Source organism: Arthrobacter sp. SLBN-100, from assembly GCF_006715305.1.
Classification (GTDB): Bacteria; Actinomycetota; Actinomycetes; order Actinomycetales; family Micrococcaceae; genus Arthrobacter.
The window spans coordinates 3,821,494-3,847,427 of the sequence record NZ_VFMY01000001.1 but is presented as its reverse complement, the minus strand read 5'-3'; the positions used below and the strand labels follow the sequence as shown (position 1 = coordinate 3,847,427).

The window sequence follows — 25,934 nt, the reverse complement described above, 5'->3', positions numbered from 1 at the left end:
TGTGTGTGCCGGGACGGGCTACTTCGCGTCAGGGGCAGTGACGCTGGCAGAGGCCTTCATGGTCTCGGCGTTCACCATCCATGCGAACTGCTCGAGTTTGGCAATGAACTCGTGCAGGAGGTCCGCGGTGGTGGGATCCTCCTCGTCCACTTCGTCATGGACCTTCCTCATGGTGCCCGCGGCAGCTTCAAGGGCGGCAACAATGCGTTCGATTGCGTCCTTGGTGCTGATGAGGCCCGCAGGAAAAGGAGCGAGGCTTGTGGATTCAGCCACGGTGGAGCTGCGCCCGTCCGGCAGGGCGTGCAGTGCCCGCATCCGCTCGGCAGCATCATCGGCAAACTGGCGGGCGGCGTCCACGATCTCATCCAACTGCAGGTGAAGGTCGCGGAAGTTGGTTCCCACGATGTTCCAGTGGGCCTGCTTGCCCTGGATGTGCAGTTCGATCAGGTCCGCGAGCACAGCCTGCAGGTTGTTGGTCAGTGTCGGTGAAGCTTTCATGCATCCTCCTCGATTTGTCCAGTAATCCCGACGCTACCAGCCCTTCATCCGGCAACAGGGGGGCATTCAGCAATTTCTCAGTGAGCTTACTAACCTCGGGCGGCCGACATAAACGAACGTGATTCATATTTCCCCTTGCATACGGGCGCGCCGCACCCCATACTAAATGAACGTCATTCATTTAGTGACCGTCGTCTCACTGGAGTAGCAAACATGATTGAAATTTCCTGCCTCGGCGCACCCGCTTCCCTGGCCCGGACAACGCCGTCCGGCCGGCCGGCCCTGCGCGTCGGCGTGGTCCAGCACCGCTGGCAAGCAGACAGCGCCGCCGTGGAGGCCGAACTGAACGAGGGCATCGGCCGGGCCGCCGGGCTCGGGGCCTCCGTGGTCTTCCTGCCCGAGTTGACGCTTTCGCGCTACCCGGCAGACACCCGCCCGCATAACGACCCTTCCGAGGGACCCACCCGCACCCGGCCCTCGGACACCGCCGAAGACCTGCTGGCCGGCCCCACCTTCCGCTTCGCTGCCGAAGCAGCGCGCCGCCACGGGGTATCCGTGCATGCATCCTTGTACCAGCGTGCCGAGGACCCGGACGGCAAGGACGACGGCCTGGGGCTGAACACCGCCATCCTGGTCTCACCCGAGGGCGAGCTCCTGGCGCGGACGCACAAGCTCCACATCCCCGTCACCGCCGGATATTACGAGGACAAGTTCTTCCGCCAGGGACCGGCAGCCGCTGACGCCTACGAGGTCCACGCTCCCGCCGAACTTGGCGGCGCCCGGCTGGGGATGCCCACGTGCTGGGACGAATGGTTCCCCGAGGTAGCGCGGCTGTACTCCCTGGGCGGGGCGGAGATCCTGGTGTACCCCACCGCCATCGGTTCCGAACCCGACCACCCGGACTTCGACACCCAGCCGCTGTGGCAGCAGGTCATCGTGGGCAACGGCATCGCCAACGGCCTCTTTATGATCGCCCCGAACCGCTGGGGCAGCGAAGGTGCCTTGAACTTCTACGGCTCGTCCTTCATCTCAGATCCCTATGGCCGGATCCTGGCCCAGGCGCCCCGCGACGCCTCCGGGGTCCTGGTGGCTGACCTGGACCTGGACCAGAGGAAGGACTGGCTGACCCTGTTCCCTTTCCTGGCCACGCGCCGTCCGGACACCTACGCCCGCCTCACCGAGCCCGTCCGCAGTGACCAGCCGCTCGGAGGCGAAGCGGCGGGGATTTCGACAAGCTCAATCACCGGTTGGGAAGTGACCGCATGAGCATGTGGCGGATGCCTGCCGAAACTGCCCGCCAGGAGCGGCTCTGGATGGCTTTCCCCGCCGGCGGTTACACCCTCGGCACATCGGCTGAAGCCGCCCATGCCGCCCGGTCCACCTGGGCTGCGGTGGCGAACGCCGCCGTCGAGTTCCAGCCGGTCACCATAGTGGTGGACCCCGACGACGTCGAAACGGCCGCCGCCTACCTGCACACTGACGTCGAGGTGCTTGCGGCCCCGCTGAACGACGCCTGGATGCGTGACATCGGCCCCACCTTCGTCCTGGACGGCGACGGGCAGCTCGGTGCCGTGGACTGGGTGTTCAACGGCTGGGGCGCGCAGGACTGGGCGCAATGGGACAAGGATTCCCTGATCGCCGGCGAAGTGGCAGGCCGCTCCGGAGCCCGGCATATCGTATCGGCACTGGTCAACGAGGGCGGCGGCATCCAGGTGGACGGCCAGGGAACGGTGCTCGTGACGGAAACCGTGCAGCTGGATCTCGGACGCAATCCCGGCCTCAGCCGGGCCGACGTCGAGCAGGAATTGTCCCGCACCATCGGCGCCACCCACGTGGTGTGGCTGCCGCGCGGCCTCAGCAGGGACTCGGAGCGGTTCGGCACCCGTGGCCACGTGGACATTGTGGCCGCCATCCCCTCCCCCGGGACGCTCCTTGTCCATTCCCAGGAAAACCCGGAACACCCCGACTTCGAGGTCTCCCGGGAAATCATCGACTACCTCCGGGGCACCACTGACGCCGCCGGCCGGCAGTGGAAGATCATCGAAGTCCCCGCACCCGAAACCCTGCGGGACGACGAGGGCTTTGTGGACTACAGCTACATCAACCACGTGGCGGTCAACGGCGGGGTCATCGCCTGCAGCTTCAACGACCCCCAGGACGACAAGGCCCTCCAGATCCTGGCAGAGGCCTACCCCGGACGGCGTATTGTCGCCGTCGACGCACGCGAGCTTTTTGCCCGCGGCGGGGGGATCCACTGCATTACCCAACAGCAGCCCGCTGCCTCCCAGAAAGTGGTGTCATGACAGAAACCATCCGCACCGGTACCCCCGCCGCAGGCGGCGCCGGACAGCATGCCCCCGGCACCGCCCACGCCATTACCCCCAAGGGCCTGAAGGGCGGGCAGCTGGGGCTCCTCGCCGTCGTCGTCCTTGGCATCTCCACCATCGCCCCCGCGTACACGCTCACCAGCGCCCTGGGCCCCACCGTCAACGAAGCCGGGCTGCAGCTGCCGGTCATTTTCCTCATCGGGTTCATCCCGATGATCCTGGTGTCCCTGGCCTACCGGGAGCTCAACGCCGATTCCCCGGACAGCGGCACCACCTTCACCTGGGTCACCAAAGCGTTCGGCCCCTGGGTGGGCTGGATGGGCGGATGGGGCCTCCTCGCAGCCAACATCATCGTCCTGTCCAACCTGGCGGGGGTCGCCGTCGACTTCTTCTACCTCTTCCTCTCCCAGCTCACCGGTTCGGCCGAACTGGCTGACCTCGCGGCCAACAAACCACTGAACGTGCTCACCTGCTTTGTGTTCGTGGCCCTTGCCGTGTGGGTCAGCTACCGCGGCCTGCACACCACCAAACTGGTGCAGTACGGCCTGGTGGGGTTCCAGCTGCTGGTGCTTGGCCTGTTCGTGGGGATGGCGTTCGCCAACTGGTCCACGTCCGAGACGGCCATCCCGTTCAGCTGGGAGTGGTTTGACGTCACCAAAATCGAGACGTTCGGCCAAGTGGCTGCCGGGATTTCGCTGTCCATCTTTGTGTACTGGGGCTGGGACGTTTGCTTGACCGTCAACGAGGAAACCGCCAACGGCAAAAAGACGGCCGGCCTCGCAGGAACCCTGACTGCCCTCATCGTCCTGGCGATCTACCTGCTGGTCAGCATCGCCACCATGATGTTCGCCGGTGTCGGGGATACCGGTAACGGCCTGAACAACACGGAGATCCACGAGAACATCTTCACCGCCCTGGCGTCCCCCATCATGGGCCCGTTCGCCATCCTGATGTCCCTGGCCGTGCTGTCCAGCTCCGCCGCCTCGCTGCAGTCCACCTTTATGTCGCCCTCGCGCAGCTTGCTCGCCATGGCCCACTACGGGGCGCTGCCGGAACCTTTCAGCCGGGTGAGCAAGCGTTTTGCGACGCCGGGCTACGCCACCATCGCGGCCGGTGTCCTGTCCGCGGGGTTCTACGCAGTAATGCACGTGCTCAGCGAAAATGTCCTGAACGACACCATCCTGGCGCTGGGGCTGATGATCTGCTTCTACTACGGGCTGACGGCCATCGCCTGCGCCTGGTACTTCCGCCACAGCCTGTTCAACAGCATGCGCCACTTCATGCTCCGGCTGGTATGCCCGGTGGTGGGCGGGGTGGGCCTGTTCGTGGTGTTCCTGCAGACCGCCGTGGACAGCTGGGCTCCCGAATTCGGCAGCGGCTCGGAAGTGTTCGGGGTGGGCCTGGTCTTCGTCCTCGGGGTGGGCATCCTGGCGCTCGGCGCGGTGTTCATGCTGGTGATGGCCCGGCTTCGGCCCGGGTTCTTCCGCGGCGAGACCCTGAAGCAGGACACCCCGGCCCTGGTGGTCCCGGAGTAAGGTTCCCGCAAGCACACAAACAAGCACACAAAAAGGTGCCGCATCCCGGATCATGCGGGGTGCGGCACCTTATGGATTTCCATCACCAGAAGTGGGCCACGTCCACCACCAGCCTGGAACCCGAACCTGGGCCGTCCAGTGTCAGGACCCGGAAGGGCAGCCGGGCGCGGACGCCCAGGCCAATACTGGTGTAACCCTCGAAGCTTCCGGCATAAGCCACTTGCCGGAAGGTCTGGTAGCCGGCAACGTTGGACAGTTCAGCCTTCACCGGCGGGTTGTAGGTGCCGTTGCCATTGCTGTCATACGCGGGTGCGTTCACGGTGACTTGCAGGCGCGCATTGCCCCGCACCGGAACGGTAAAGCCGGAGCCGTCCTGGACGATCTCAGGGACGTACCGGACCGTGTAGCCCTCGACGGGGCCGTTGAGGTCAACCACCATCCGGTCGAAGCAGTAATGCTGCCCGGTCCGGACGTTGGTGACGGAGGCGGTGCTGTTTGCGGGCGCTGTTTTTTGCAGGGACCCCCATGTGAGACCGCAATACGAGGTGGCTGCCGAGGCGGGCCCCGGTGCCAGGATTCCCAGCCCGACGGCCGCGAGGAGCGCCGTGAGCCAGAGGAGGAGCTTTTTCATAAGGTGCCATCCATAGGAGTGGTGCGGTTGGATAGCTCAAGCTTAGGAGTGCCAGGTGCCTGGAACGAGGGCTGTAGCCGCTTCGGCGCGCAACCGTAAGGAACGCCGGTTCCGTGTCACGCACCTGTAAATCCAAGGGTCGTTTCCCGCTGTCCTTAACCCTTCCGGTGCCGTTTCTGCACCCGGCCGTTATGCCGGATAACGACGCCGGAAAGACGGAACAGCGCCGGTCACCCGAGGCCGGTGGCCGGCGCTGTTTTGCCCTCGAAGTTTCAGCCTTCGCACTCGCGGCAGTACTTCATGCCGTTCTTCTCGCGGGCCACCTGCGAGCGGTGGCGGACGAGGAAGCACGATGAGCATGTGAATTCGTCTGACTGCTCGGGAACAACGATGACGGTCAGTTCCTCGTTGGAAAGATCGGCGCCGGGCAGGTCGATGCCCTCTGCCGTGTCGTTTTCGTCAACGTCGATAACCGCGGTCTGGGCGTTGCCACCGCGGGAAGCCTGGAGGGCCTCGAGTGAGTCGCCGGGAGACTCTTCTTCTTGCTTGCGTGGAGCATCGTAATCGGTAGCCATAGCCTGTTCACTTTCGTTGCTGCACTGCGCCGTTTCAGGCACCTCAGTGAAGCAGTTTAGGTCATGATGCCCTCACCCGCGCAATAGTGTGTTCAAGCAGACAAGCCGGTCGGTTGTGACGCGGTTTCCGAGTGCCTTCCACGGGCTTCTTCCGCCCCTGCCGCCACTCCGCTGAGGGCCGGCAGCCACCCCCAGCGGGTGGCATCGGCCATCGCATCGGCCGCCTGCCCGGGAGTCTCATAGTAGAAGGCATCCGCCAACCAGGCCCGGACACGGGAGGGAAATTGCGTTGTCATGCCGCGACGCTACGCAGCCATTGTTGTGGGCGCGTTTCGTCCTGGTCTCAGCCATATTAATCCAGCCGGGGTAATACCCGGATCGGTTGCTGGAAAAAGAAGTTGTTGACCTCTCCAGGGGCCACTCCTAAGATCAGGCATCGGTATTCCCGGTGGATTGTTTCCGCCCTTTGATCTGGAAGTATCAGCGATGGCCACAGTTCATGAACACCACCCCGAACTTGAGCTCCAGCAGTCCTTGCACGAGTTGCGTGGGCGGCTGCAGGGATCGTTGATCGAGCCGCAGGATCCCCAGTATGAGCAAGCCCGTGCGGTGTGGAACGGCATGGTCGATCTGCGTCCGCGCGCCATCGCGAGGGCAGGCGGCGTATCGGACATCGACGTCGTCCTGGACAGTGCTCGGCGCACAGGCCTCGCCCTGGCCGTCCGCGGCGGCGGGCACAACATCGCCGGCCACGGTACTGTCGACGGCGGCCTGGTCCTGGACCTGGGAGCCCTTCGGGGCGTTAGCGTCGACGCCGAAAGCCGGCTTGTCGCCGTCGAACCCGGAGCGACCCTTGGGGACGTGGACCGGGCCACCGCAGCGCATGGCCTGGCGGTGCCCCTGGGGGTCATCAGCGGAACGGGAGTGGCAGGACTCACCCTGGGCGGCGGCGTGGGCTGGCTGACCCGGACCGGAGGGTTGAGCCTGGACAACCTGGACGCGGTGGATGTGGTCACCCCCGCCGGGGAGCACGTGCACGCGAGCGCGGAGGAGAACCCGGACTTGTTCTGGGGAGTGCGCGGCGGCGGCGGGAACTTCGGCGTTGTGTCCTCCTTTACCTTCCGCGCCCTCCCGCTGCCGGCCGCGCCCCTGGGCGGCAACCTCTTCTACCGCCCGGACAACTGGCGCAACACCCTTCTCGCCTTCGATAGGTGGGCTCGGGATCTGCCGGACGAAATGAACTCCATCATCTCGTTCCTGGTATTCCCGCCAGAGTTCGGCATGGGCGGCGAGCCCTGGATGGCTATTGGATTCGTCTGGGTTGCCGAGGACCACCAGGCCGGCCTCAACCTCGTGGACCAGCTCCGCGCCGCCGCCCCGCCCGATGGCGAGGAGGTGGGACCGACTGCGTGGCCGGACTGGCAAAGTGCTATGGACGCCGTGTTCCCCAAGGGTTCACGCGGCTACTGGAAGAACGTTTCGTTCTCCCGGTTGGACGAGGAGGTGGTGGATGTTGTGCTCGGCTTCGCTTCCGAGCTGGCATGGGAGGGAACAGGCATCGATATCCATCATCTGGAGGGGGTGTTCGGGCGGGTTCCGGAAGACGCCACGGCGTTCCCGAACCGGTCTGCGCGGTACTGGCTCAACATTTACGGATTCTGGCGCGATGCGGCGGAGGACGAGCGGCTGACAGCGTTCGCCCGCAAGGCCTACGCAGTGATGCAGCCATTCGCGGAGCAGGGCGAATACGTCAACTTCCTGGGGGCGGAGCTGGGAGTGCAGGCGCCGGACGCCGCACGCAGCGCGTACGGGCAGGCCAAGTATCAGCGCCTCGTGGCCCTTAAGGACCGCTACGACCCCCAGAACCTCCTGCGCCTGAACCACAACATCGCACCGTCTGGCAGTTAGCAGGCCAGCGAGGCCGGCCCCAAAAAAATAGAGCCCCCTGTCGGATTCGAACCGACGACCCCCGCTTTACAAGAGCGGTGCTCTGGCCAACTGAGCTAAGGAGGCGTGCCCTTGCGGGCGGGCGCCTGAACGGCGCGCTAGATAAGGTTAGCCCAAGTCCTCCCGGTGGTAAAAATGGCGGCCTTGGCCGAGGCCAGGAGAACGCCGGCCACGGGAAGCCAAAGGAAAGAGCCCGCCGCCGGAATTGATCCGGAGACGGGCTCTTGACAAGACTCCTAGGCCTTGGCGTCGATTGCCGCCTGGAGGAAATCGGGGAACGGGGTCTGGGCGCTGTCGCCCTTGCCCCACTGCTTGCCTTCAACGAAGACGCTCGGCGTCCCGGTGACTCCGATGGCTGCAGCTTCCTTGGTAGTGAACTTCACGTAGGGCCGGTAGGTCTTGTCGTCCACGCAGCTGTTGATGTCAACGCCGATGTCGGAGGCCATGCTCTTGAGCTTGTCGTCTGAGAGCCCTGCGCCGCCTTCGGCAGGCTGGTTGGCGAAGAGCGCGTCCACAAACTCCGCGTACTTCTCGGGCGATTCGTTCACCACGCATGCGGCCGCGTTGGCTGCCCGCGAGGAGTAGTTTGTGGTGGAGCGGCTGTCGAGGAACCCGAGCGCGCGGTATTCCACCGTAATCTTGCCCTCGTTGCGCAGGGAGGTGAGCTGTTCGTTGTACTGGGCCTCGAAATTCTTGCAGACCGGGCAGATGAAGTCGATGTAGAGGACAACCTTTACCGGTTTGCCCGCTTCGGCCTCGGCGCCCGGAGCCACCACTTCCGCCGGCGCAGCCTGCGGGGGTTCGCCAACAGCGGCTGCGTCAACGGTGGCGGGGTCAAGCTTGGCAACATCGGTGTTGGCCAGCAGCGTGACGCCGCCGTGGACGTTGCCGTTGGCCGGCGTCGGCCCCTGCTCGGCAACCTCTGTGTTCTGCTTCATCGACGTGGTCACCACCAGCGCCACCACCACCAGGATGGCCACTACGGCGGCCACAATGCCCCATCCAATCAGCAGCTTGTTGCGCTTGTCCTTTTTCAGCTGCGCTTCACGGATCAGCCGCGCTTTCTCGCGGGCGTCCGCGGTGCGTTCAGCCTTGGACTTACGTACTTCGTTTGCGGGGCTCATGTGTTCCTTGGATCGATCGACGACGGGGACCAGTTCGTGGCAACCCCCTCATTTTAGGGGACAAATCTGAGAGCTTGCTGGTTCAAGTATTCTTTCGGGTTGACCAACGGACGAATAGCACCGAAGATTCCGTCCCGTTAGGGTTGGCTAAGAGGCACAAGCAACCCCAGGGGGCCGCAATGCAAACACCCGTCCAGGAAAAACCCGCCGCCGCAGCCGCATCAGGCGCCGCCGGCGCAGGCCACAGCGCAGAGACAAAGTACGACTTCATGGTGGTCTCGAACAGACTGCCCGTGGACCGCGTCGCTCCCGGCGAGAACGGGGATGATGGCTCCGGATGGCGGCGCTCGCCCGGCGGACTGGTGACGGCGCTGGCACCCATGATGACCAAGACCGACGGCGCCTGGGTGGGCTGGCACGGCGCGCCCGATGAGACCGTGGAACCATTCAGCCACGGCGGCATGGACCTGGTGCCCGTCCAGCTCAGCGCGGACGATGTCGAGCTTTACTACGAAGGCTTCTCCAACGCCACACTGTGGCCGCTCTACCATGACGTGATCGCCCCGCCGGAATTCCACCGCACCTGGTGGGACACCTACCGCATGGTGAACAAAAGGTTCGCGGACGCGGTGGTGCGCCATGCCGACGACGGCGCCACAGTATGGATCCAGGACTACCAGCTGCAACTGGTGCCGCGGATGCTCCGGGAAGCGCGGCCGGACCTCAAGATCGGTTTCTTTAACCACATCCCCTTTCCCCCGCCCGAGATCTTCGCGCAGCTGCCCTGGCGCCAGGCCATCATCGACGGCCTCCTCGGCGCTGACCTGGTGGGTTTCCAGCGGCCCAGCGACGCCGGCAACTTCATGCGCTCGGCCCGCCGCTTCCTGGGCGCCAGTGTCAAGCAGCAGCAGGTGCACGTCAAGGGCCAGGACGGGGAAATCACCCACATCGCCAGGGCCCAGGCGTTCCCCATTTCCATCGACGTACAGCACATCAGCGAGCTGGCTGCCAAGCCGGAAATCATTGAGCGGGCACGGCAGATCCGCCAGGACCTCGGAAATCCCAAAACCATCCTGCTGGGCGTGGACCGCCTGGACTACACCAAGGGCATCCGGCACCGGCTGAAGGCGTTCGAGGAGCTCCTGGCCGACGGCAAGCTGTCCGTCGGCGACGCCACCCTGATCCAGGTAGCCAGCCCCAGCCGGGAGCGCGTTGAGCAATACCGGCTCCTGCGCGAAGAGGTGGAGGGCACCGTTGGCCACATCAACGGCACCTACGACACCTTGGAGAACACCGCCGTCCGCTACCTGCACCACAGCTATCCAGTGGAGGAAATGGTGGCCCTGTACCTGGCCGCCGACGTCATGCTCGTCACGGCACTGCGCGACGGCATGAACCTGGTGGCCAAGGAATATGTCACGGCGCGCACCAACAACGACGGTGCGCTGGTGCTCAGCGAGTTCGCGGGTGCGGCCGACCAGCTCAAGCAGGCCCTGCTAATAAACCCGCACGATATCGACGGCCTGAAGAATACGATCATGCGCGCCGTCGAGTTGTCCCCCCGGGATGCGTCGCGGCGGATGCGGGCCATGCGGAAGCAGATCCTGGAGCATGACGTGGACCACTGGTCCGCCGACTTCCTCCAGGCGTTGAAGGAGAAAGTGGTCCGTGATGACACCTGAGAGCCGGACCGGCAACGGCAAGCTGGCGCTGACGCCGGAGCTCCGCGAAGCCATCCGGACCATCGCGCGGACGGACCACCTGCTGGTGGCCATGGACTTTGACGGAACCATGGCGCCCATCGTGGGGCATGCGGACGACGCCCGCCCCCTGCCCCGGGCGGCAACTGCCCTGGCCGGGCTCGCCGTGCTGCCGCGCACGACGACGGCACTCATCTCCGGACGCGCCCTCGCCAGCCTGCGCCAGGTCGCCTCGCCGCCGGTGGACACGCTGCTGATCGGCAGCCATGGCGCAGAAGCGTGGCTGGGCCCCGGGTCAGCGGGGCTGACGCTGGACGATGAGCAGAAAGCACTCCTCGCCGAGGTGCGCAGCATCCTCGCCGACATTGTTGCGGAGGCACCGGGCACACTGCTGGAGGACAAGCCGGCCGGCGTGGTGCTGCACACCCGCCAGGCGGCAGACGACGTGGCCGAGGACGCAGTGGCCGCCGCCCGCTCGCTGCTGCAGGACCGCAAAGGTGTTTTCCTCAAGGACGGAAAGCGGGTCCTGGAAACCTCTGTGGTGAACGCGTCCAAGGGCGAGGGCGTCACCTTCCTGAGGCAGATCAGCGGTGCCAGCGCCGTCCTGTTCGCCGGCGATGACACCACGGACGAGGATGCACTGGCTCGGCTGGAGCCCGGAGACGTGGGCATCAAGGTGGGCCTTGATTTCACCCAGGCGCAGTACCGGGTGGAGGCTCCTGTCCATGTGGCGGAGATGCTCGAAGTGCTCCTCCAGGAACGGAGCCTGGCTGTCGCAGAGGAAGATTCTCAGGGGTGACAGTTACGGACCTCACTTGTGACGTTCGTAACATTTGCACCAATCCGAACAGTATCTGACATACTCTTCCTTGTGATGTGGCGCACAAGTACCGTGCGGCGTCACTCGGTGTTCTCTGGCCTTAGCCGGGGAGCACCTGCAGCACAAAACTGAACAAACATGAACCATTCACAACGGATCGTCCGGCACGTACCTGCCGGTGAAGGGATTGATAACTGTGGCTACAGTTACTTTTGATAACGCTACGCGTCTGTACCCGGGCACAGAAAAGCCCGCCGTCGATAAGCTCAACATCGACATCGCCGATGGCGAATTCCTGGTCCTCGTTGGACCTTCCGGTTGCGGTAAGTCCACCTCCCTGCGCATGCTCGCAGGCCTCGAGGACGTCAACGCAGGCCGGATCCTCATTGGCGACCGCGATGTCACCGACGTTCCGCCGAAGGACCGCGACATCGCGATGGTTTTCCAGAACTACGCGTTGTACCCGCACATGACTGTGGCCGACAACATGGGCTTCGCCCTGAAGATCGCAGGCGTTTCCAAGGAAGAGCGCGCCGAGCGCGTCCGTGAAGCCGCGAAGCTCCTCGACCTTGAGCCTTACCTGGACCGCAAGCCGAAGGCACTCTCCGGCGGCCAGCGCCAGCGTGTTGCCATGGGCCGCGCCATCGTGCGTAACCCCCAGGTCTTCCTCATGGATGAGCCGCTGTCCAACCTGGACGCCAAGCTCCGCGTGCAGACCCGCACGCAGATCGCCTCCCTGACCCGCCGCCTCGGCGTCACCACGGTCTACGTGACCCACGACCAGGTCGAGGCCATGACCATGGGCGACCGCGTTGCCGTGCTGAAGGACGGCCTCCTGATGCAGGTTGACACCCCCCGCAACCTGTACGACAAGCCCAAGAACGTCTTCGTAGCCGGCTTCATCGGCTCCCCGGCCATGAACCTGCTGGAACTGCCGGTTGTCGACGGCGGCGTCCAGTTCGGCGGCACCGTTTACCCGGTACCCCGCTCCGTCCTCGAAGAGGCACACGGCTCCACCGTGACGCTGGGCTCCCGCCCGGAGGACCTCGAGACCGCTCCGCACGGTGAAGGCCTGAAGGTAGAGGTCGACGTCGTCGAAGAGCTGGGTGCCGACGCTTACGTTTACGGCCACACCACGCTTGACGGCAAGGACCACGACATCGTGGCACGCGTCGACGGCCGCCGCCCCCCGATGAAGGGCGAGTCCATCTACGTGCGTCCGCAGTCGGGCCACGTGCACCTGTTCGACACCAAGACCGGACTGCGCCTGGGCGACTGATTTCGGACCCAGCCATAAGCAATACCGACGGCGGCCTCCTTACTGGACGGCCGCCGTCGGCCTTTAACCGTGCCCGCAGAAGAATTAGCTGGCCGCGCCTATCTACGGAAGAATTGACGTATGACCGAGGAATACAGCGCCCAGTGGCACGATGAACCCACCGACTATGCGCAGGTGGGCAAACTGCCGCGGTTTGTGGCCGCAAGCGCCGACGACGGCAAGCTCGCTTCGGTCGCGAGCTCCCTGAACATCACGGCAGCAGCGGCCGACCCCGAGCTGCTTGACCTGCCCTGGCACATCGCTCTGGAGGACTGGCCGGCAGAGAACCTGGCCGCCCTCCCCCGCGGCATCTCCCGGCACATCGTGCGCTTCGCCCACCTGGGCGGGTCAGTGATCGCCATCAAGGAAACCTCAGAGCACGTCGCCCGGCATGAATACCACATGCTCCGCAAACTGGCCCGGCTGGACGTTCCGTGCGTGGAGCCGGTTGCGGTCATCACCGGCCGCACCACCTTGGACGGAAAGCCGCTAAACCCCGTGCTGGTCACCCGGCACTTGAAGTTCTCCATGCCGTACCGGGCCCTTTTCTCCCAGATGCTCCGCAAGGACACGCTCACCAGGCTCATCGACGCGCAGGCGCTGCTGCTGGTGCGGCTGCACCTGATCGGCTTCTACTGGGGCGACGTATCCTTGTCCAACACCCTGTTCCGCCGTGACGCCGGCGCCTTTGCCGCCTATCTCGTGGACGCCGAAACCGGCGAGCTGTATCCGGACCTTTCCACCGGCCAGCGCGAGTACGACCTGGAAATTGCACGCGTGAACATCGCCGGCGAGCTGATGGACCTGCTGGACGGCGGGCTGATCGAGGAAAAGGTGGATCCCGTGGCCACCAGCGAACTCATCATGGAGAGCTACCGGCGCCTCTGGACAGAATTGACGGAGAAGGAGTCCTTCGAACTCGGCGAACGCTGGCGGGTGGGGGCCCGTATCCGGCGGCTCAACGAACTCGGCTTCGACGTCGAGGAGTATGCCATCAAGACCACCCAGAACGGGGCCACCATCCAGCTCCAGCCCAAGGTGGTGGACGCCGGGCACCACATGCGGCGCCTGCTGCGGCTGACCGGCCTGGACGCCCAGGAGAACCAGGCGCGCCGCCTGCTCAACGATATGGACTCCTTCCGGGCGGACAACAACCCGGACATGGACGAGGAATACAGTGCCCACCTGTGGGTCAGCCAAGTCTTCGAACCTATTGTCAGGTCCATTCCGCGCGACCTGTCCGGCAAGCTGGAGCCCGCGGAAGTGGTGCACGAGGTCCTGGAGCACCGCTGGTACATGTCCGAGAAGCAGGAGCGGCACATCCCCCTCGCCGAAGCCGTGCAGTCCTATATCGACTCCATCCTGCGGCACCGCCGGGATGAGGCGGCCATCATGCTGGACCCGCCCACCGGGCTGCTGAAGATCCTCGAGGTGGAGACGGAAGAGTCCCGGTACGGCGCCGACGAGTCCATCGATGAATACCCGGACCTGGACGACTAACCGCTAGATCGCCTTTCCGGGGTTCAGGATGCCTGCCGGATCGAACAGTTCCTTGATCCGGCGCTGGAGATCCCGCAGCGGCTCCGGCTGTTCCTGGCCCAGCCACCGCAGTTTGTACTGCCCCACGCCGTGTTCCCCCGTGATGGTGCCACCCATGGCCAGGGCGGCCGTAATGGACTCATCAAGCACGTGATGGAGCCGCTCCAGCGCCTCGCCGTCCACCGCGTTGCCTTTGCGGTCGATCCAGAAGGTGGGGTGCAGGTTGCCGTCGCCCGCATGCGCCACCACTTTGAGGTGCACGTTGTGCTTCACGGCCATGGCCTCCAGGGCGGCTACGTAGTCCACCAGGCGCGAGCGGGGAACGGCGACATCCTCCCCCACCCGGTACTCGTCGTCCACTTCCACGCCCCGGCTGTGGCGCCTTAGCTCGACGAGCCGTTCCGCTTCGGCGTTGGCCTCAGTGGTGACGGTGGCTCCGCCGGCCGCCAGGACATCCCGGACCATCCGGGCCTCGGCGGCGGCGCCGAAGCCGTCGGTCTGGATCAGCAGCAGGGAGCTGCCGCGGGCAGTGAGGTCCGAGCCGTGGATGTCGTCCAGCTGGGCCAGCGTTCCGCCGTCGAGCAGTTCCATGATGGCGGGCTGGACCCGTGCCCTGCCCACGGCCAGCACGCCGGCCGCGGCCTCGCGGAAGTCCGGGTAGAAGGCGGCGATGGTGTGCACTTCCCGCGGGAGGTATTTGAGGCGCACCGTCACCCCCACCACGATGCCCAGGGTTCCTTCCGATCCAACAAAAAGCCCGGTCAGGTCGTAACCGGCCACGCCCTTGAACGTCTGGTGGCCGGTGTGCAGGAGCGAGCCGTCCGCCAGGACAACGTCCAGCGCAAGGACCGAGTCCCGGGTGACGCCGTACTTGGCACACCGCAGCCCGCCAGCGTTCGTTGCTACGTTTCCGCCGATGGTGGAGCTGCGGAAGCTGGCGGGGTCCGGCGCATACATCAGTCCATGTGCCGCTGCAGCCTCATTGAGCACGGCGTTGATGACACCCGGCTCCACCACTGCTGTTTCATCATCCGGGCTCAGTGCCAGAATCCGGTCCATCCGCTCGAGGGACACGATGATGCAGTCTTTGGTGGCGTGGGCCCCGCCGGACACTCCCGTTCCCGCTCCGCGTGGCACAATCGTCACCTTGCCGGCGGCGCAAGTGCGCACCACTGCCTGAACGTCTTCCACCGACTCCGGGAAAACCACCGCCAAGGGGAGTTGGTAATCGAGGACGGGTGCCTGGTCCACTGCATACCGGCGAAGCGTTGTCTCTTCCCGATCCACCTGGCCAGCCGCCAGGATAGTCTCCAGCTCCTCAACTGCCACGCTTCCCACAAAGCCTCCATCCGCCCTCGCACGTTTTCCATCAGTCTAGGGGCGGGCGCCCGGAACATTCACAGGCGCCTCCAGTATTGACCAGCAGAAACACAAATTCAGGCGCGAATGGGTGTTGAAGCAATAGTGGAAGCGTTTCCTTTAAACCGGCAGCTCAACCAAGCTCGGACGCAGTCTTGACCCCCGGCCGACGGCGACCGTCAGCGGCCCTGACGCCCGCTCACGTCCGCGGAGCCCATAAAGCGGGCATACCGGGCAAGAATGTCCGGCCACGCCTCCACGTACCGTTCGCGCTCCGCACGGGGGTCCTCGGCTCCTTCCCAGCCTTCGTGGAATACACGCACCTCCGTGCCCTCGCCTACCGCGCGGAAGGCCACCAGCAGTTCTGTGGACCAGAGCGCAGTGGAGCCCGGGTGCCACGTTGCGTGGAAGGACAAGGGCGGCTGCCAGTCATCAAGAGTTCCCCAGATACTGGTCCGGCCGTCGTCCGCCGTCTCCAGGATGAGGTTCTCCTCGAACTCAACATAGGAACCGGCGCCGTAGGTGCCAAATGATTCCAAGGGCCACCAGAGGTGCGTATGGTCGGTAAACCCGGCGAAGGCGTGGGCCACGCTCCCGGGCACGATGACTGTGTTGACCACCGGTTCAAGGAGGCCGGCGGGCGATTGATCGTCGCTGCCAAAAGGCTCGGTACCGTGGCTGAAGAGGCTGTTCATGGTGCCCAACTCTACCCGCCGGGGTGTCGCGCTATCAGTTGTGGTCGTGTCACCGCTGGTTTGGGGACCGTAGCTGATGGCGCACCCAGGAGAGGCGCGGAGGCCTCGGAGCCGCGTTGTTGGCGGGTCCGGGCCGGGTGTTTTGGGGGGTTAAAGCAGAGAGGGCCCTGACGTCGTTTGTCAGGGCCCTGCTCTTGTAATTTATGTCCGGCGGTGACCTACTCTCCCACACCCTCCCGGGTGCAGTACCATCGGCGCTGTGGGTCTTAGCTTCCGGGTTCGGAATGGGACCGGGCGTTTCCCCCACGCTATGACCGCCGTAACCCTTGTACCCGCCACGCACCCCGTGCGGGGTGGTGTGGGAAAACTGTGGTTACAACATGTTCTGCAATGAATGCAGTGGTGGTGTTGTTATTCAATTATGTTCCCGTAGCAACGAAACCAGGTTTGGTTTGTTGTTTGGGAACCACATAGTGGACGCAAGCAGTCTTGTTTCTTTTTACCATCGGCTGGTGTGAACGTCTTTTGAATCCGTTCACGCCAATGGTGTGTGGTGTAAGTTATCGGCCTATTAGTACCGGTCAGCTTCACGAGTCGTTAGTCCTCGCTTCCACATCCGGCCTATCAACCCAGTGGTCTGGCTGGGGGCCTCTCACACACAAGGTGTATGGAAATCTCATCTCGAAGCGAGCTTCCCGCTTAGATGCTTTCAGCGGTTATCCCATCCGAACGTAGCTAATCAGCGGTGCACTTGGCAGTACAACTGACACACCAGAGGTTCGTCCGTCCCGGTCCTCTCGTACTAAGGACAGCCCTTCTCAAATTTCCTGCGCGCGCAGCGGATAGGGACCGAACTGTCTCACGACGTTCTAAACCCAGCTCGCGTACCGCTTTAATGGGCGAACAGCCCAACCCTTGGGACCTACTCCAGCCCCAGGATGCGACGAGCCGACATCGAGGTGCCAAACCATGCCGTCGATATGGACTCTTGGGCAAGATCAGCCTGTTATCCCCGAGGTACCTTTTATCCGTTGAGCGACGGCCATTCCACAATGTACCGCCGGATCACTAGTCCCGACTTTCGTCCCTGCTCGAGATGTCTCTCTCACAGTCAAGCTCCCTTGTGCACTTACACTCGACACCTGATTGCCAACCAGGCTGAGGGAACCTTTGGGCGCCTCCGTTACTTTTTAGGAGGCAACCGCCCCAGTTAAACTACCCATCAGGCACTGTCCCTGACCCGGATTACGGGCCGAAGTTAGATGTCCAAAGTGACCAGAGTGGTATTTCAACGATGACTCCACCCGAACTGGCGTCCGGGCTTCAACGTCTCCCACCTATCCTACACAAGCCACTCCGAACACCAATACCAAACTATAGTAAAGGTCTCGGGGTCTTTCCGTCCTGCTGCGCGTAACGAGCATCTTTACTCGTACTGCAATTTCGCCGAGTTTATGGTTGAGACAGCGGGGAAGTCGTTACTCCATTCGTGCAGGTCGGAACTTACCCGACAAGGAATTTCGCTACCTTAGGATGGTTATAGTTACCACCGCCGTTTACTGGGGCTTAAATTCTCAGCTTCGCCGTGAGGCTAACCGGTCCTCTTAACCTTCCAGCACCGGGCAGGAGTCAGTCCGTATACATCGTCTTGCGACTTCGCACGGACCTGTGTTTTTAGTAAACAGTCGCTTCCCCCTGGTCTCTGCGGCCCCGATCCCCTCCGGACAGCTAGTGTCCATCAAGGTTGGGGCCCCCCTTCTCCCGAAGTTACGGGGGCATTTTGCCGAGTTCCTTAACCATAATTCTCTCGATCGCCTTAGTATTCTCTACCTGATCACCTGTGTCGGTTTGGGGTACGGGCGGCTAAAACCTCGCGTCGATGCTTTTCTCGGCAGCATAGGATCACCAAATCCCCCCAAACGGGGGTCCCATCAGATCTCAGGCATCATGAACAGCGGATTTGCCTACCGTTCGCCCTACATCCTTAGACCGGGACAACCATCGCCCGGCTTGGCTACCTTCCTGCGTCACACCTGTTAATACGCTTGCCTCCCAGGATCAGGTCCTGCGCTCCACCAAAACCCTTCACCCACAAGGGGTGTCGGGCAGGTTTCGGGCAGTTAGTATCCCCTGTTCAGCATGGGCGGTTTTTCGCCGGTACGGGAATATCAACCCGTTGTCCATCGACTACGCCTGTCGGCCTCGCCTTAGGTCCCGACTTACCCAGGGCAGATTAGCTTGACCCTGGAACCCTTGATCATTCGGCGGACGGGTTTCTCACCCGTCTTTCGCTACTCATGCCTGCATTCTCACTCGTGTAGGCTCCACCGCTGGTTTACACCGCGACTTCACCGCCCACACGACGCTCCCCTACCCATCCAGACGCCTGAACCACAAGGGCTTAGCAAAAATCTGAATGCCACAACTTCGGCGGTGTACTTGAGCCCCGCTACATTGTCGGCGCGGAATCACTTGACCAGTGAGCTATTACGCACTCTTTTAAGGATGGCTGCTTCTAAGCCAACCTCCTGGTTGTCTGAGCAACTCCACATCCTTTCCCACTTAGCACACGCTTAGGGGCCTTAGTTGGTGGTCTGGGCTGTTTCCCTCTCGACTATGAAGCTTATCCCCCACAGTCTCACTGCTGCGCTCTCACTTACCGGCATTCGGAGTTTGGCTGACGTCAGTAACCTTGTAGGGCCCATTAGCCATCCAGTAGCTCTACCTCCAGCAAGAAACACGCAACGCTGCACCTAAATGCATTTCGGGGAGAACCAGCTATCACGAAGTTTGATTGGCCTTTCACCCCTACCCACAGCTCATCCCCTCCATTTTCAACTGAAGTGGGTTCGGTCCTCCACGACGTCTTACCGTCGCTTCAACCTGGCCATGGGTAGATCACTTCGCTTCGGGTCTAGATCACGCCACTGCAACGCCCTATTCAGACTCGCTTTCGCTACGGCTTCCCCACACGGGTTAACCTCGCGACGTAACACTAACTCGCAGGCTCATTCTTCAAAAGGCACGCCGTCACAACTACAAGGCTGCTCCGACGGATTGTAAGCACACGGTTTCAGGTACTGTTTCACTCCCCTCCCGGGGTACTTTTCACCTTTCCCTCACGGTACTGGTCCGCTATCGGTCATTAGGGAGTATTTAGGCTTATCAGGTGGTCCTGACAGATTCACACGGGATTTCTCGGGCCCCGTGCTACTTGGGATACTCATCCGGGCGGTACACAACATTACGGTTACGGGGCTCACACCCTCTCTGGCCGGCCTTTCAAGACCGTTCACCTATGCCTGCACATCACACCCTTCCAGTCCGGCAGAACTGAAACGGAAAGTCCCACAACCCCGACCATGCAACGCCCGCCGGCTATCACACATGGAACGGTTTAGCCTGATCCGCGTTCGCTCGCCACTACTAACGGAATCACTATTGTTTTCTCTTCCTGCGGGTACTGAGATGTTTCACTTCCCCGCGTTCCCTCCACGCACCCTATGTGTTCAGATGCGGGTCACCAGGCAGCTCGCGCCCCTGGCGGGGTTTCCCCATTCGGACACCCTGGGATCACAGTCCGGTTATCGACTCCCCCAGGCTTATCGCAGATTCCTACGTCCTTCTTCGGCTCCTAATGCCAAGGCATCCACCGTGTGCTCTTAAAAACTTGACCACAAAAGATCAATCAGTAATTTTCGAGAGAACCATGAAAACCAACCACAACCAAAGGCTGCAGCCAGATCCAGGTTCATATTCTTGGAAATTGCTTCTTATAAAAGATGCTCGCGTCCACTATGTAGTTCTCAAACAACAACCCCAAACCACACACCCCACACATCTACATGCATGATCGGTGCAGCCAGGAAACCAGAAACAAACAAACCCGGCAAAAAGCACCGCAGCCAAAAGCCACAGCGCCCCCACCGGTCCTGTTGCCTCAGGACCCAACAGTGTGCCAAACACTAAACCACCCACACCCCAACCCCGCCGTTCCAGGACACCAAAGCATCCGTACTAGACAAGAAAGAAACACAAGCAGCCGCTATTTGTTGATATTCCACCCTTGAGCACCCGCCGCAGAACAATCGTCTGCGCAACGGGCCTTTACTCCTGACAAACCCCACGCCCCCACATACATGGAAACGGTGGCTTGTAGGTGCTCCTTAGAAAGGAGGTGATCCAGCCGCACCTTCCGGTACGGCTACCTTGTTACGACTTAGTCCCAATCGCCAGTCCCACCTTCGACAGCTCCCTCCCACAAGGGGTTAGGCCACCGGCTTCGGGTGTTACCAACTTTCGTGACTTGACGGGCGGTGTGTACAAGGCCCGGGAACGTATTCACCGCAGCGTTGCTGATCTGCGATTACTAGCGACTCCGACTTCATGGGGTCGAGTTGCAGACCCCAATCCGAACTGAGACCGGCTTTTTGGGATTAGCTCCACCTCACAGTATCGCAACCCTTTGTACCGGCCATTGTAGCATGCGTGAAGCCCAAGACATAAGGGGCATGATGATTTGACGTCGTCCCCACCTTCCTCCGAGTTGACCCCGGCAGTCTCCTATGAGTCCCCACCATCACGTGCTGGCAACATAGAACGAGGGTTGCGCTCGTTGCGGGACTTAACCCAACATCTCACGACACGAGCTGACGACAACCATGCACCACCTGTAAACCGACCGCAAGCGGGGGACCTGTTTCCAGGTCTTACCGGTTCATGTCAAGCCTTGGTAAGGTTCTTCGCGTTGCATCGAATTAATCCGCATGCTCCGCCGCTTGTGCGGGCCCCCGTCAATTCCTTTGAGTTTTAGCCTTGCGGCCGTACTCCCCAGGCGGGGCACTTAATGCGTTAGCTACGGCGCGGAAAACGTGGAATGTCCCCCACACCTAGTGCCCAACGTTTACGGCATGGACTACCAGGGTATCTAATCCTGTTCGCTCCCCATGCTTTCGCTCCTCAGCGTCAGTTAATGCCCAGAGACCTGCCTTCGCCATCGGTGTTCCTCCTGATATCTGCGCATTTCACCGCTACACCAGGAATTCCAGTCTCCCCTACATCACTCTAGTCTGCCCGTACCCACCGCAGATCCGGAGTTGAGCCCCGGACTTTCACGGCAGACGCGACAAACCGCCTACGAGCTCTTTACGCCCAATAATTCCGGATAACGCTTGCGCCCTACGTATTACCGCGGCTGCTGGCACGTAGTTAGCCGGCGCTTCTTCTGCAGGTACCGTCACTTTCGCTTCTTCCCTACTGAAAGAGGTTTACAACCCGAAGGCCGTCATCCCTCACGCGGCGTCGCTGCATCAGGCTTGCGCCCATTGTGCAATATTCCCCACTGCTGCCTCCCGTAGGAGTCTGGGCCGTGTCTCAGTCCCAGTGTGGCCGGTCACCCTCTCAGGCCGGCTACCCGTCGTCGCCTTGGTGAGCCATTACCTCACCAACAAGCTGATAGGCCGCGAGTCCATCCAAAACCACAATAAAGCTTTCCACCAACCACCATGCGGCAGTCAGTCATATCCGGTATTAGACCCAGTTTCCCAGGCTTATCCCAGAGTTAAGGGCAGGTTACTCACGTGTTACTCACCCGTTCGCCACTAATCCCCGGTGCAAGCACCGGATCATCGTTCGACTTGCATGTGTTAAGCACGCCGCCAGCGTTCATCCTGAGCCAGGATCAAACTCTCCGTTGAAGTAAAACAGACACAACCCCCAGCCCCGGGAAAACGGGACCAAAAAGCTGCACAAAATTTGAAACCAGCTGTAAAAACCAGACCCCACCACAGGGGCGGAAGGATCCAGCCAAAACAACCAATCAATAAAACAATTGGTATCAACAAACTTGGCACACTATTGAGTTCTCAAACAACAGACACACCCGGCACCACCCAAACCAACGTTCAGGATCGCTCCGGAGCAACTTTTCAAACTTACCCGCTGGCTTCTCACTTGTCAAACCGGCGTCCGCGACCCTCATCACCTTGAGGCTTGAGTGTCGGTTTTTCCGGCTGAATCCGTGGAGCAGCGCGGAAATAAACTCTACCACCACTCTTCCTGGATAGCCAACCGGGCCTGCAGGCAACCCCCGCAGCAGAGGTGGTCCGGCCACGAAAAAGCCCGGAATCACGAGGATCCCGGGCCCTTCGCCACAAATAAACCGAGGGTCAGCCGGCGGTTGATGTTCCCAGCTTGAAGTAGGCAGCACCAAGCGGCGGCAAGGTGACGCTCAACGTGGCCGGCTGTCCGTCCTGCCCCTCCTCGGTCGCCTTCAGTTCACCGCTGTTGAGCACACCGGATCCGCCGTACGAGGTGGCGTCGGTGTTGAGGACCTCAATCCAAGGTCCTGCCTCCGGCACTCCGAGCGTGTAGGCAGCATGCGGTGCGCCCGAGAAGTTGATGGCGCACACCAGGGGGTTGCCCTCCTTGTCCCAACGGAGGAACGACAGGACGTTGCGGTCCGCATCTCCCCCGTTGATCCACTGGAAGCCGCCCGGTTCGTTATCGCGGGTGTAGAGCGCCGGGGTGGAGGCGTAGAGCTCGTTGAGGTCCTTGGTCAGCAGCTGGATTCCCTTGTGGGCCGGAATGTCCGCAAGCCACCAGTCGAGACCGTGCTGTTCCGACCATTCCGCTTCCTGCCCGAATTCGGTGCCCATGAAAATGAGCTGCTTGCCGGGGTGGGCCCACTGGTACGCCAGGAAGGCACGCAGGTTGGCCAGCTGCTGCCAACGGTCACCGGGCATCTTCCGGAGCATGGAGCCCTTGCCGTGGACTACCTCATCGTGGCTGATAGGCAGCAGGAAGTTCTCCGTGAAGGCGTAGACCAGGGAGAACGTGACGGTGCCGTGGTGCCACTTGCGGTTGACCGGGTCCTCTGAGGCGTACTTGAGGGAGTCGTGCATCCAGCCCATGTTCCACTTCAGGCCGAACCCCAGGCCGCCGTGGGCGGTGGGAGCAGTAACACCCGGGAAAGCCGTGGATTCCTCCGCGATCATCACGGCTCCGGGGTGCGTCTTGTATACCGTAGCGTTCACTTCCTGCAGGAAGGAGATGGCTTCGAGGTTCTCCCGGCCGCCGAAGCGGTTAGGCCTCCACTGCCCCTCCTCCCGGGAGTAGTCCAGGTAGAGCATGGAAGCTACCGCGTCCACGCGCAGGCCGTCGATGTGGAACTCATCCAGCCAGTACAGCGCGTTGGCCACGAGGAAGTTGCGGACCTCGGTTCGACCGAAGTCGAAGATCAGCGTGCCCCAGTCCGGGTGTTCACCCAACGCCGGGTCGGAGTGCTCATAGAGGGCCTCGCCGTCGAACTGGGCCAGGGCCCAGGCGTCCTTCGGGAAGTGCGCGGGCACCCAGTCCAGCAGGACACCGATCCCTGCCTGATGGAGTGCGTCCACCAGGTACCGGAATTCGTCCGGGTGGCCGAAACGGGAGGTGGGCGCGAAGTAGGAGGTGACCTGGTAGCCCCAAGAGCCGCCGAAGGGGTGCTCGGCCACCGGCATGAACTCCACGTGGGTGAACCCCAGCCACGTGACGTAGTCCACCAGTTCCTTGGCCAGTTCCCGGTAGCCCAGCCCCAGCCGCCAGGAACCGAGGTGCACTTCGTAGACGCTCATGGGCGAGTTGTGCGGATCCCGCTTGGCCCGGGCCTCCATCCACTCGTCGTCCTTGAAGGCGTACGAGGGCTCCACAACCCGCGAGGCGGTGAGCGGCGGGACCTCGGTTCCGAAGGCGAGCGGGTCAGCTTTTTCCACCCAGTAGCCAGCCCGGGTCCGGATTTCGAATTTGTAGCACGCCCCCGCTGTTACGCCGGGAATGAAGATTTCCCAGACCCCGGAGGAGCCCAGGGAGCGGAGCGAATTCTCGCGCCCGTCCCAGGCGTTGAAATCGCCCTTGACCCGCACGGCCTGGGCGTTGGGTGCCCAGACGGCAAAGGACACACCGTCCACGTCGCCGAGGGAGGACTTGTAGTGCTGAACGTGCGCGCCCAGCACCTGCCAGAGCTTCTCGTGCCGGCCCTCACCGATCAGGTGCAGGTCCACTTCACCCACGGTAGGCAGGTAACGGTACGGTTCGTCCACGGTGACGGGTTCGGCGCCCGGGTACGTGACGGCAAGGCGGTAGTCCGGAACGTGGCCCTGCTGCAGAGGCTCCATCACGGCCACCCATACACCGTGGGCTTCATGTTCCATGGGAACCTCACCCGCGGCGGTGATCACGGTGACGGACTCTGCCAGATGCTTCACGGTACGGATAGTGACGTGCCCGTAGTCGTCGAGGTGCGCGCCAAGGACGGAGTGGGGGGCGTGATGTTCGCCGTTCGCGATCCTGCCCAGGATGCCTGCATCCACATGCAGCGGCACCCCCGGATGGTCGGTTCGTGCTGAGCCTGTCATTTCGTTACCTTCCGATGCTGCCCCGGCTTGGTCGCCGGCGTCTTTACCGCTGAGGAGCCGCCTGGCGGCGTTCACGGGGATCGCCAGCCAGTCGGGCCTGTTACGCATTTCATAAACTACTTCGTACAGTGCCTTGTCCAGCCACAATGCCACAAAGAGGGGCGAGTCCTTGTCCACGGTGCCGGGCGTGACCTCCGCGTAGCCTGCAAGGAACGCGTCGGCGCAGTCATCAACCCAGGAGCCGGGCACCTGTGCGCCTTCCTGCTCGCGCCGCGCCGCCCCTGCCGCGTAGTCGAAGGAGCGGAGCATCCCCACCACGTCGCGGAGGGGAACGTCGGGAACATTCCGTTCGGCGATGGGCCGCAGCGGTTCGCCTTCGAAGTCGAGGATTGCCCACCGGGGCGCTTCCCCGGCCTGCCCCGGAACCTGGAGGATCTGACCCAGGTGGAGGTCGCCGTGGATCCGCTGCAGCGGACCGGCAGGGACGCCATCGAGCCCGTCCAGCAAGTTGTCCAAGGCTGCATCGTAAGGCCCGACGGCGGAAGCCGCTTCCGCCCAGGCCTGCCGGACCCGCTGGGCTACTCCCGGCGCGATCACCTTGCCGGGCTCGGCCTCCTGGGATTGGCCAAGTGCTTCGGCCAGCCGGCGGTGCACTGTTGCGGTGGCGGCGCCGAGAGCGTGCGCCTCCGCCGTAAAGTCCGTTCCGGACCGCGCCGCATCAACAGCAAGGCGCCACGCATCAAGCCCGCCGGCCAGGAACTCATGTGCTACGGCCAGCTCCCCCTCCGCGTGCCGGGAACCCGTAGCCGTGCCATCCGGGGAGGGTATGCCCTGTGCCAGCCACTCACCGCGGACCCAGCCGAGGGTGGCCGGGACTTCAGCGGTACCCGCAGCGGTGAGGGCGGCCCCCACTTCAACTTCAGGGTTGGTCCCTTCTGACAGGACACGGAAGAACTTCACAATCGTGGCCGATTCGCCGTCGTCCACGATCACCGAACTGTTGGATTGCTCCCCCGAAAGAACTTTGACCAGGCCGCGTGCGGTGGGCAGGTTGTGGTCTCCCGGGGTACGGAACCCGGCGGCCGTGCCGCTGGGCGCCTTCTCCCCGCCGCGCATCAGTTCAAGCCAGGCCCCCACAAAGTCCGGATCGTGCACTGCATCGTAGACCCAGGGCCTCGAAGGGTCGGTTCCCGCGGCCTCGCCGATCAGCGCCCGTTCCATGCCCGCCGCCGGTGCCGGCCGGAAACTCAAGGGGACCTGCACCACTTCCGTGCGCCGTCCGCCGTCGGCCCCCTTGGTGGTGACCTTCAGCAGGAACACCGCCAGCGCCGCGTGGCCGGAAGGGTCCGCCAGCCCCAGGCTGCCGGCCTGGGCCACCTCGAAGCCGGGCGTCTTGACGGGGAACCAGCGTTGCCTCGGAAGCCATTCCTGAAGCAGCGCGGTCAGGGCGGGGGTAAGGATGGGCTGGTTCAT

The 25,934-nt window shown here is 62.9% G+C and carries 16 protein-coding genes, 1 tRNA gene and 3 rRNA genes; 8 read left to right on the top strand and 12 right to left on the bottom strand.

Annotation, left to right across the window (positions count from 1 at the left end):
- Window positions 1–18 precede the first annotated feature (18 nt).
- The gene (locus FBY31_RS17765) at window positions 19–498 is read right to left on the bottom strand and encodes a Dps family protein (RefSeq protein ID WP_142043727.1); all 480 of its coding nucleotides are present in this window, start codon (window positions 496–498) and stop codon (window positions 19–21) included.
- A gap of 213 nt (window positions 499–711) precedes the next feature.
- Here FBY31_RS17765 and FBY31_RS17760 point away from each other — a divergent pair, with 213 nt between their 5' ends.
- Genes FBY31_RS17760 through FBY31_RS17750 form a run of 3 tightly spaced genes read left to right on the top strand, consistent with a single transcriptional unit; the run spans window position 712 to window position 4,360 of the window.
- Entirely contained in the window at window positions 712–1,764 is a 1,053-nt protein-coding gene (locus tag FBY31_RS17760; RefSeq protein ID WP_142043725.1) for a nitrilase-related carbon-nitrogen hydrolase, read from the top strand.
- Window positions 1,761–2,801 (top strand): agmatine deiminase family protein, encoded by a 1,041-nt coding sequence (locus tag FBY31_RS17755; protein ID WP_142043722.1) that lies wholly within the window; start codon window positions 1,761–1,763, stop codon window positions 2,799–2,801. Before FBY31_RS17760 ends, FBY31_RS17755 begins: the two co-directional genes overlap by 4 nt.
- Window positions 2,798–4,360 (top strand): APC family permease, encoded by a 1,563-nt coding sequence (locus FBY31_RS17750; protein WP_142043720.1) that lies wholly within the window; start codon window positions 2,798–2,800, stop codon window positions 4,358–4,360. The genes FBY31_RS17755 and FBY31_RS17750 overlap by 4 nt, the downstream gene beginning before the upstream one ends.
- 82 nt (window positions 4,361–4,442) lie before the next feature.
- Here the strand turns inward: FBY31_RS17750 and FBY31_RS17745 are convergent, their stop codons facing one another.
- From FBY31_RS17745 to FBY31_RS17735, 3 genes are all read right to left on the bottom strand, one after another.
- Window positions 4,443–4,991: an AMIN-like domain-containing (lipo)protein gene (locus FBY31_RS17745; RefSeq protein ID WP_142043718.1), complete on the bottom strand. Its 549-nt coding sequence runs from the start codon at window positions 4,989–4,991 to the stop codon at window positions 4,443–4,445.
- Window positions 4,992–5,263: 272 nt separating this feature from the next.
- Complete coding sequence (locus FBY31_RS17740; protein WP_142043716.1) at window positions 5,264–5,566, bottom strand: DUF4193 domain-containing protein; 303 nt, start codon at window positions 5,564–5,566, stop codon at window positions 5,264–5,266.
- A gap of 92 nt (window positions 5,567–5,658) precedes the next feature.
- Entirely contained in the window at window positions 5,659–5,862 is a 204-nt protein-coding gene (locus tag FBY31_RS17735) for a hypothetical protein (RefSeq protein WP_142043714.1), read from the bottom strand.
- 190 nt (window positions 5,863–6,052) lie between these two features.
- On the opposite strand from FBY31_RS17735, the gene FBY31_RS17730 reads away from it, so the two are divergent.
- Window positions 6,053–7,474 carry an FAD-binding oxidoreductase gene (locus FBY31_RS17730; protein WP_142043712.1) on the top strand — a complete coding sequence of 474 codons (1,422 nt, stop codon included), beginning with the start codon at window positions 6,053–6,055 and terminating at the stop codon, window positions 7,472–7,474.
- Window positions 7,475–7,505: 31 nt separating this feature from the next.
- Here FBY31_RS17730 and FBY31_RS17725 read toward each other — a convergent pair.
- Window positions 7,506–7,579 (bottom strand) — tRNA-Thr (locus FBY31_RS17725).
- A 170-nt stretch (window positions 7,580–7,749) separates the two neighbouring features.
- Window positions 7,750–8,637: a DsbA family protein gene (locus FBY31_RS17720; protein ID WP_142043710.1), complete on the bottom strand. Its 888-nt coding sequence runs from the start codon at window positions 8,635–8,637 to the stop codon at window positions 7,750–7,752.
- A 179-nt stretch (window positions 8,638–8,816) separates the two neighbouring features.
- On the opposite strand from FBY31_RS17720, the gene FBY31_RS17715 reads away from it, so the two are divergent.
- The 4 genes from FBY31_RS17715 (at window position 8,817) to FBY31_RS17700 (ending at window position 13,975) form a co-directional block, all read left to right on the top strand.
- Complete coding sequence (locus tag FBY31_RS17715) at window positions 8,817–10,319, top strand: alpha,alpha-trehalose-phosphate synthase (UDP-forming) (protein ID WP_142043707.1); 1,503 nt, start codon at window positions 8,817–8,819, stop codon at window positions 10,317–10,319.
- Window positions 10,309–11,136, top strand: a complete 828-nt coding sequence (otsB, locus tag FBY31_RS17710; protein WP_142043705.1) for a trehalose-phosphatase — start codon at window positions 10,309–10,311, stop codon at window positions 11,134–11,136. The genes FBY31_RS17715 and otsB overlap by 11 nt, the downstream gene beginning before the upstream one ends.
- A gap of 217 nt (window positions 11,137–11,353) precedes the next feature.
- Window positions 11,354–12,436 carry an ABC transporter ATP-binding protein gene (locus FBY31_RS17705; protein ID WP_142043703.1) on the top strand — a complete coding sequence of 361 codons (1,083 nt, stop codon included), beginning with the start codon at window positions 11,354–11,356 and terminating at the stop codon, window positions 12,434–12,436.
- Window positions 12,437–12,556: 120 nt separating this feature from the next.
- A complete protein-coding gene (locus tag FBY31_RS17700; RefSeq protein WP_142043701.1) occupies window positions 12,557–13,975 on the top strand; it encodes a DUF4032 domain-containing protein in 1,419 nt (472 codons plus the stop codon).
- A gap of 3 nt (window positions 13,976–13,978) precedes the next feature.
- On the opposite strand, the gene FBY31_RS17695 is transcribed toward FBY31_RS17700, so the two are convergent.
- The 6 genes from FBY31_RS17695 to FBY31_RS17670 all read right to left on the bottom strand — a co-directional run bounded on the left by FBY31_RS17695 (window position 13,979) and on the right by FBY31_RS17670 (window position 25,934).
- The gene (locus FBY31_RS17695) at window positions 13,979–15,352 is read right to left on the bottom strand and encodes an FAD-binding oxidoreductase (RefSeq protein WP_142043699.1); all 1,374 of its coding nucleotides are present in this window, start codon (window positions 15,350–15,352) and stop codon (window positions 13,979–13,981) included.
- Window positions 15,353–15,552: 200 nt separating this feature from the next.
- Window positions 15,553–16,068 (bottom strand): hypothetical protein, encoded by a 516-nt coding sequence (locus FBY31_RS17690; RefSeq protein ID WP_142043697.1) that lies wholly within the window; start codon window positions 16,066–16,068, stop codon window positions 15,553–15,555.
- A gap of 205 nt (window positions 16,069–16,273) precedes the next feature.
- A 5S ribosomal RNA gene (gene rrf / locus FBY31_RS17685) occupies window positions 16,274–16,390 on the bottom strand.
- Window positions 16,391–16,618: 228 nt separating this feature from the next.
- Window positions 16,619–19,744: ribosomal RNA gene (locus tag FBY31_RS17680) — 23S ribosomal RNA — on the bottom strand.
- A gap of 494 nt (window positions 19,745–20,238) precedes the next feature.
- A 16S ribosomal RNA gene (locus FBY31_RS17675) occupies window positions 20,239–21,764 on the bottom strand.
- Together the 16S, 23S and 5S rRNA genes form the textbook arrangement of a ribosomal RNA operon.
- A 471-nt stretch (window positions 21,765–22,235) precedes the next feature.
- On the bottom strand, window positions 22,236–25,934 hold the full coding sequence (locus FBY31_RS17670) for a 1,4-alpha-glucan branching enzyme (protein ID WP_142043695.1): 3,699 nt from the start codon (window positions 25,932–25,934) through the stop codon (window positions 22,236–22,238).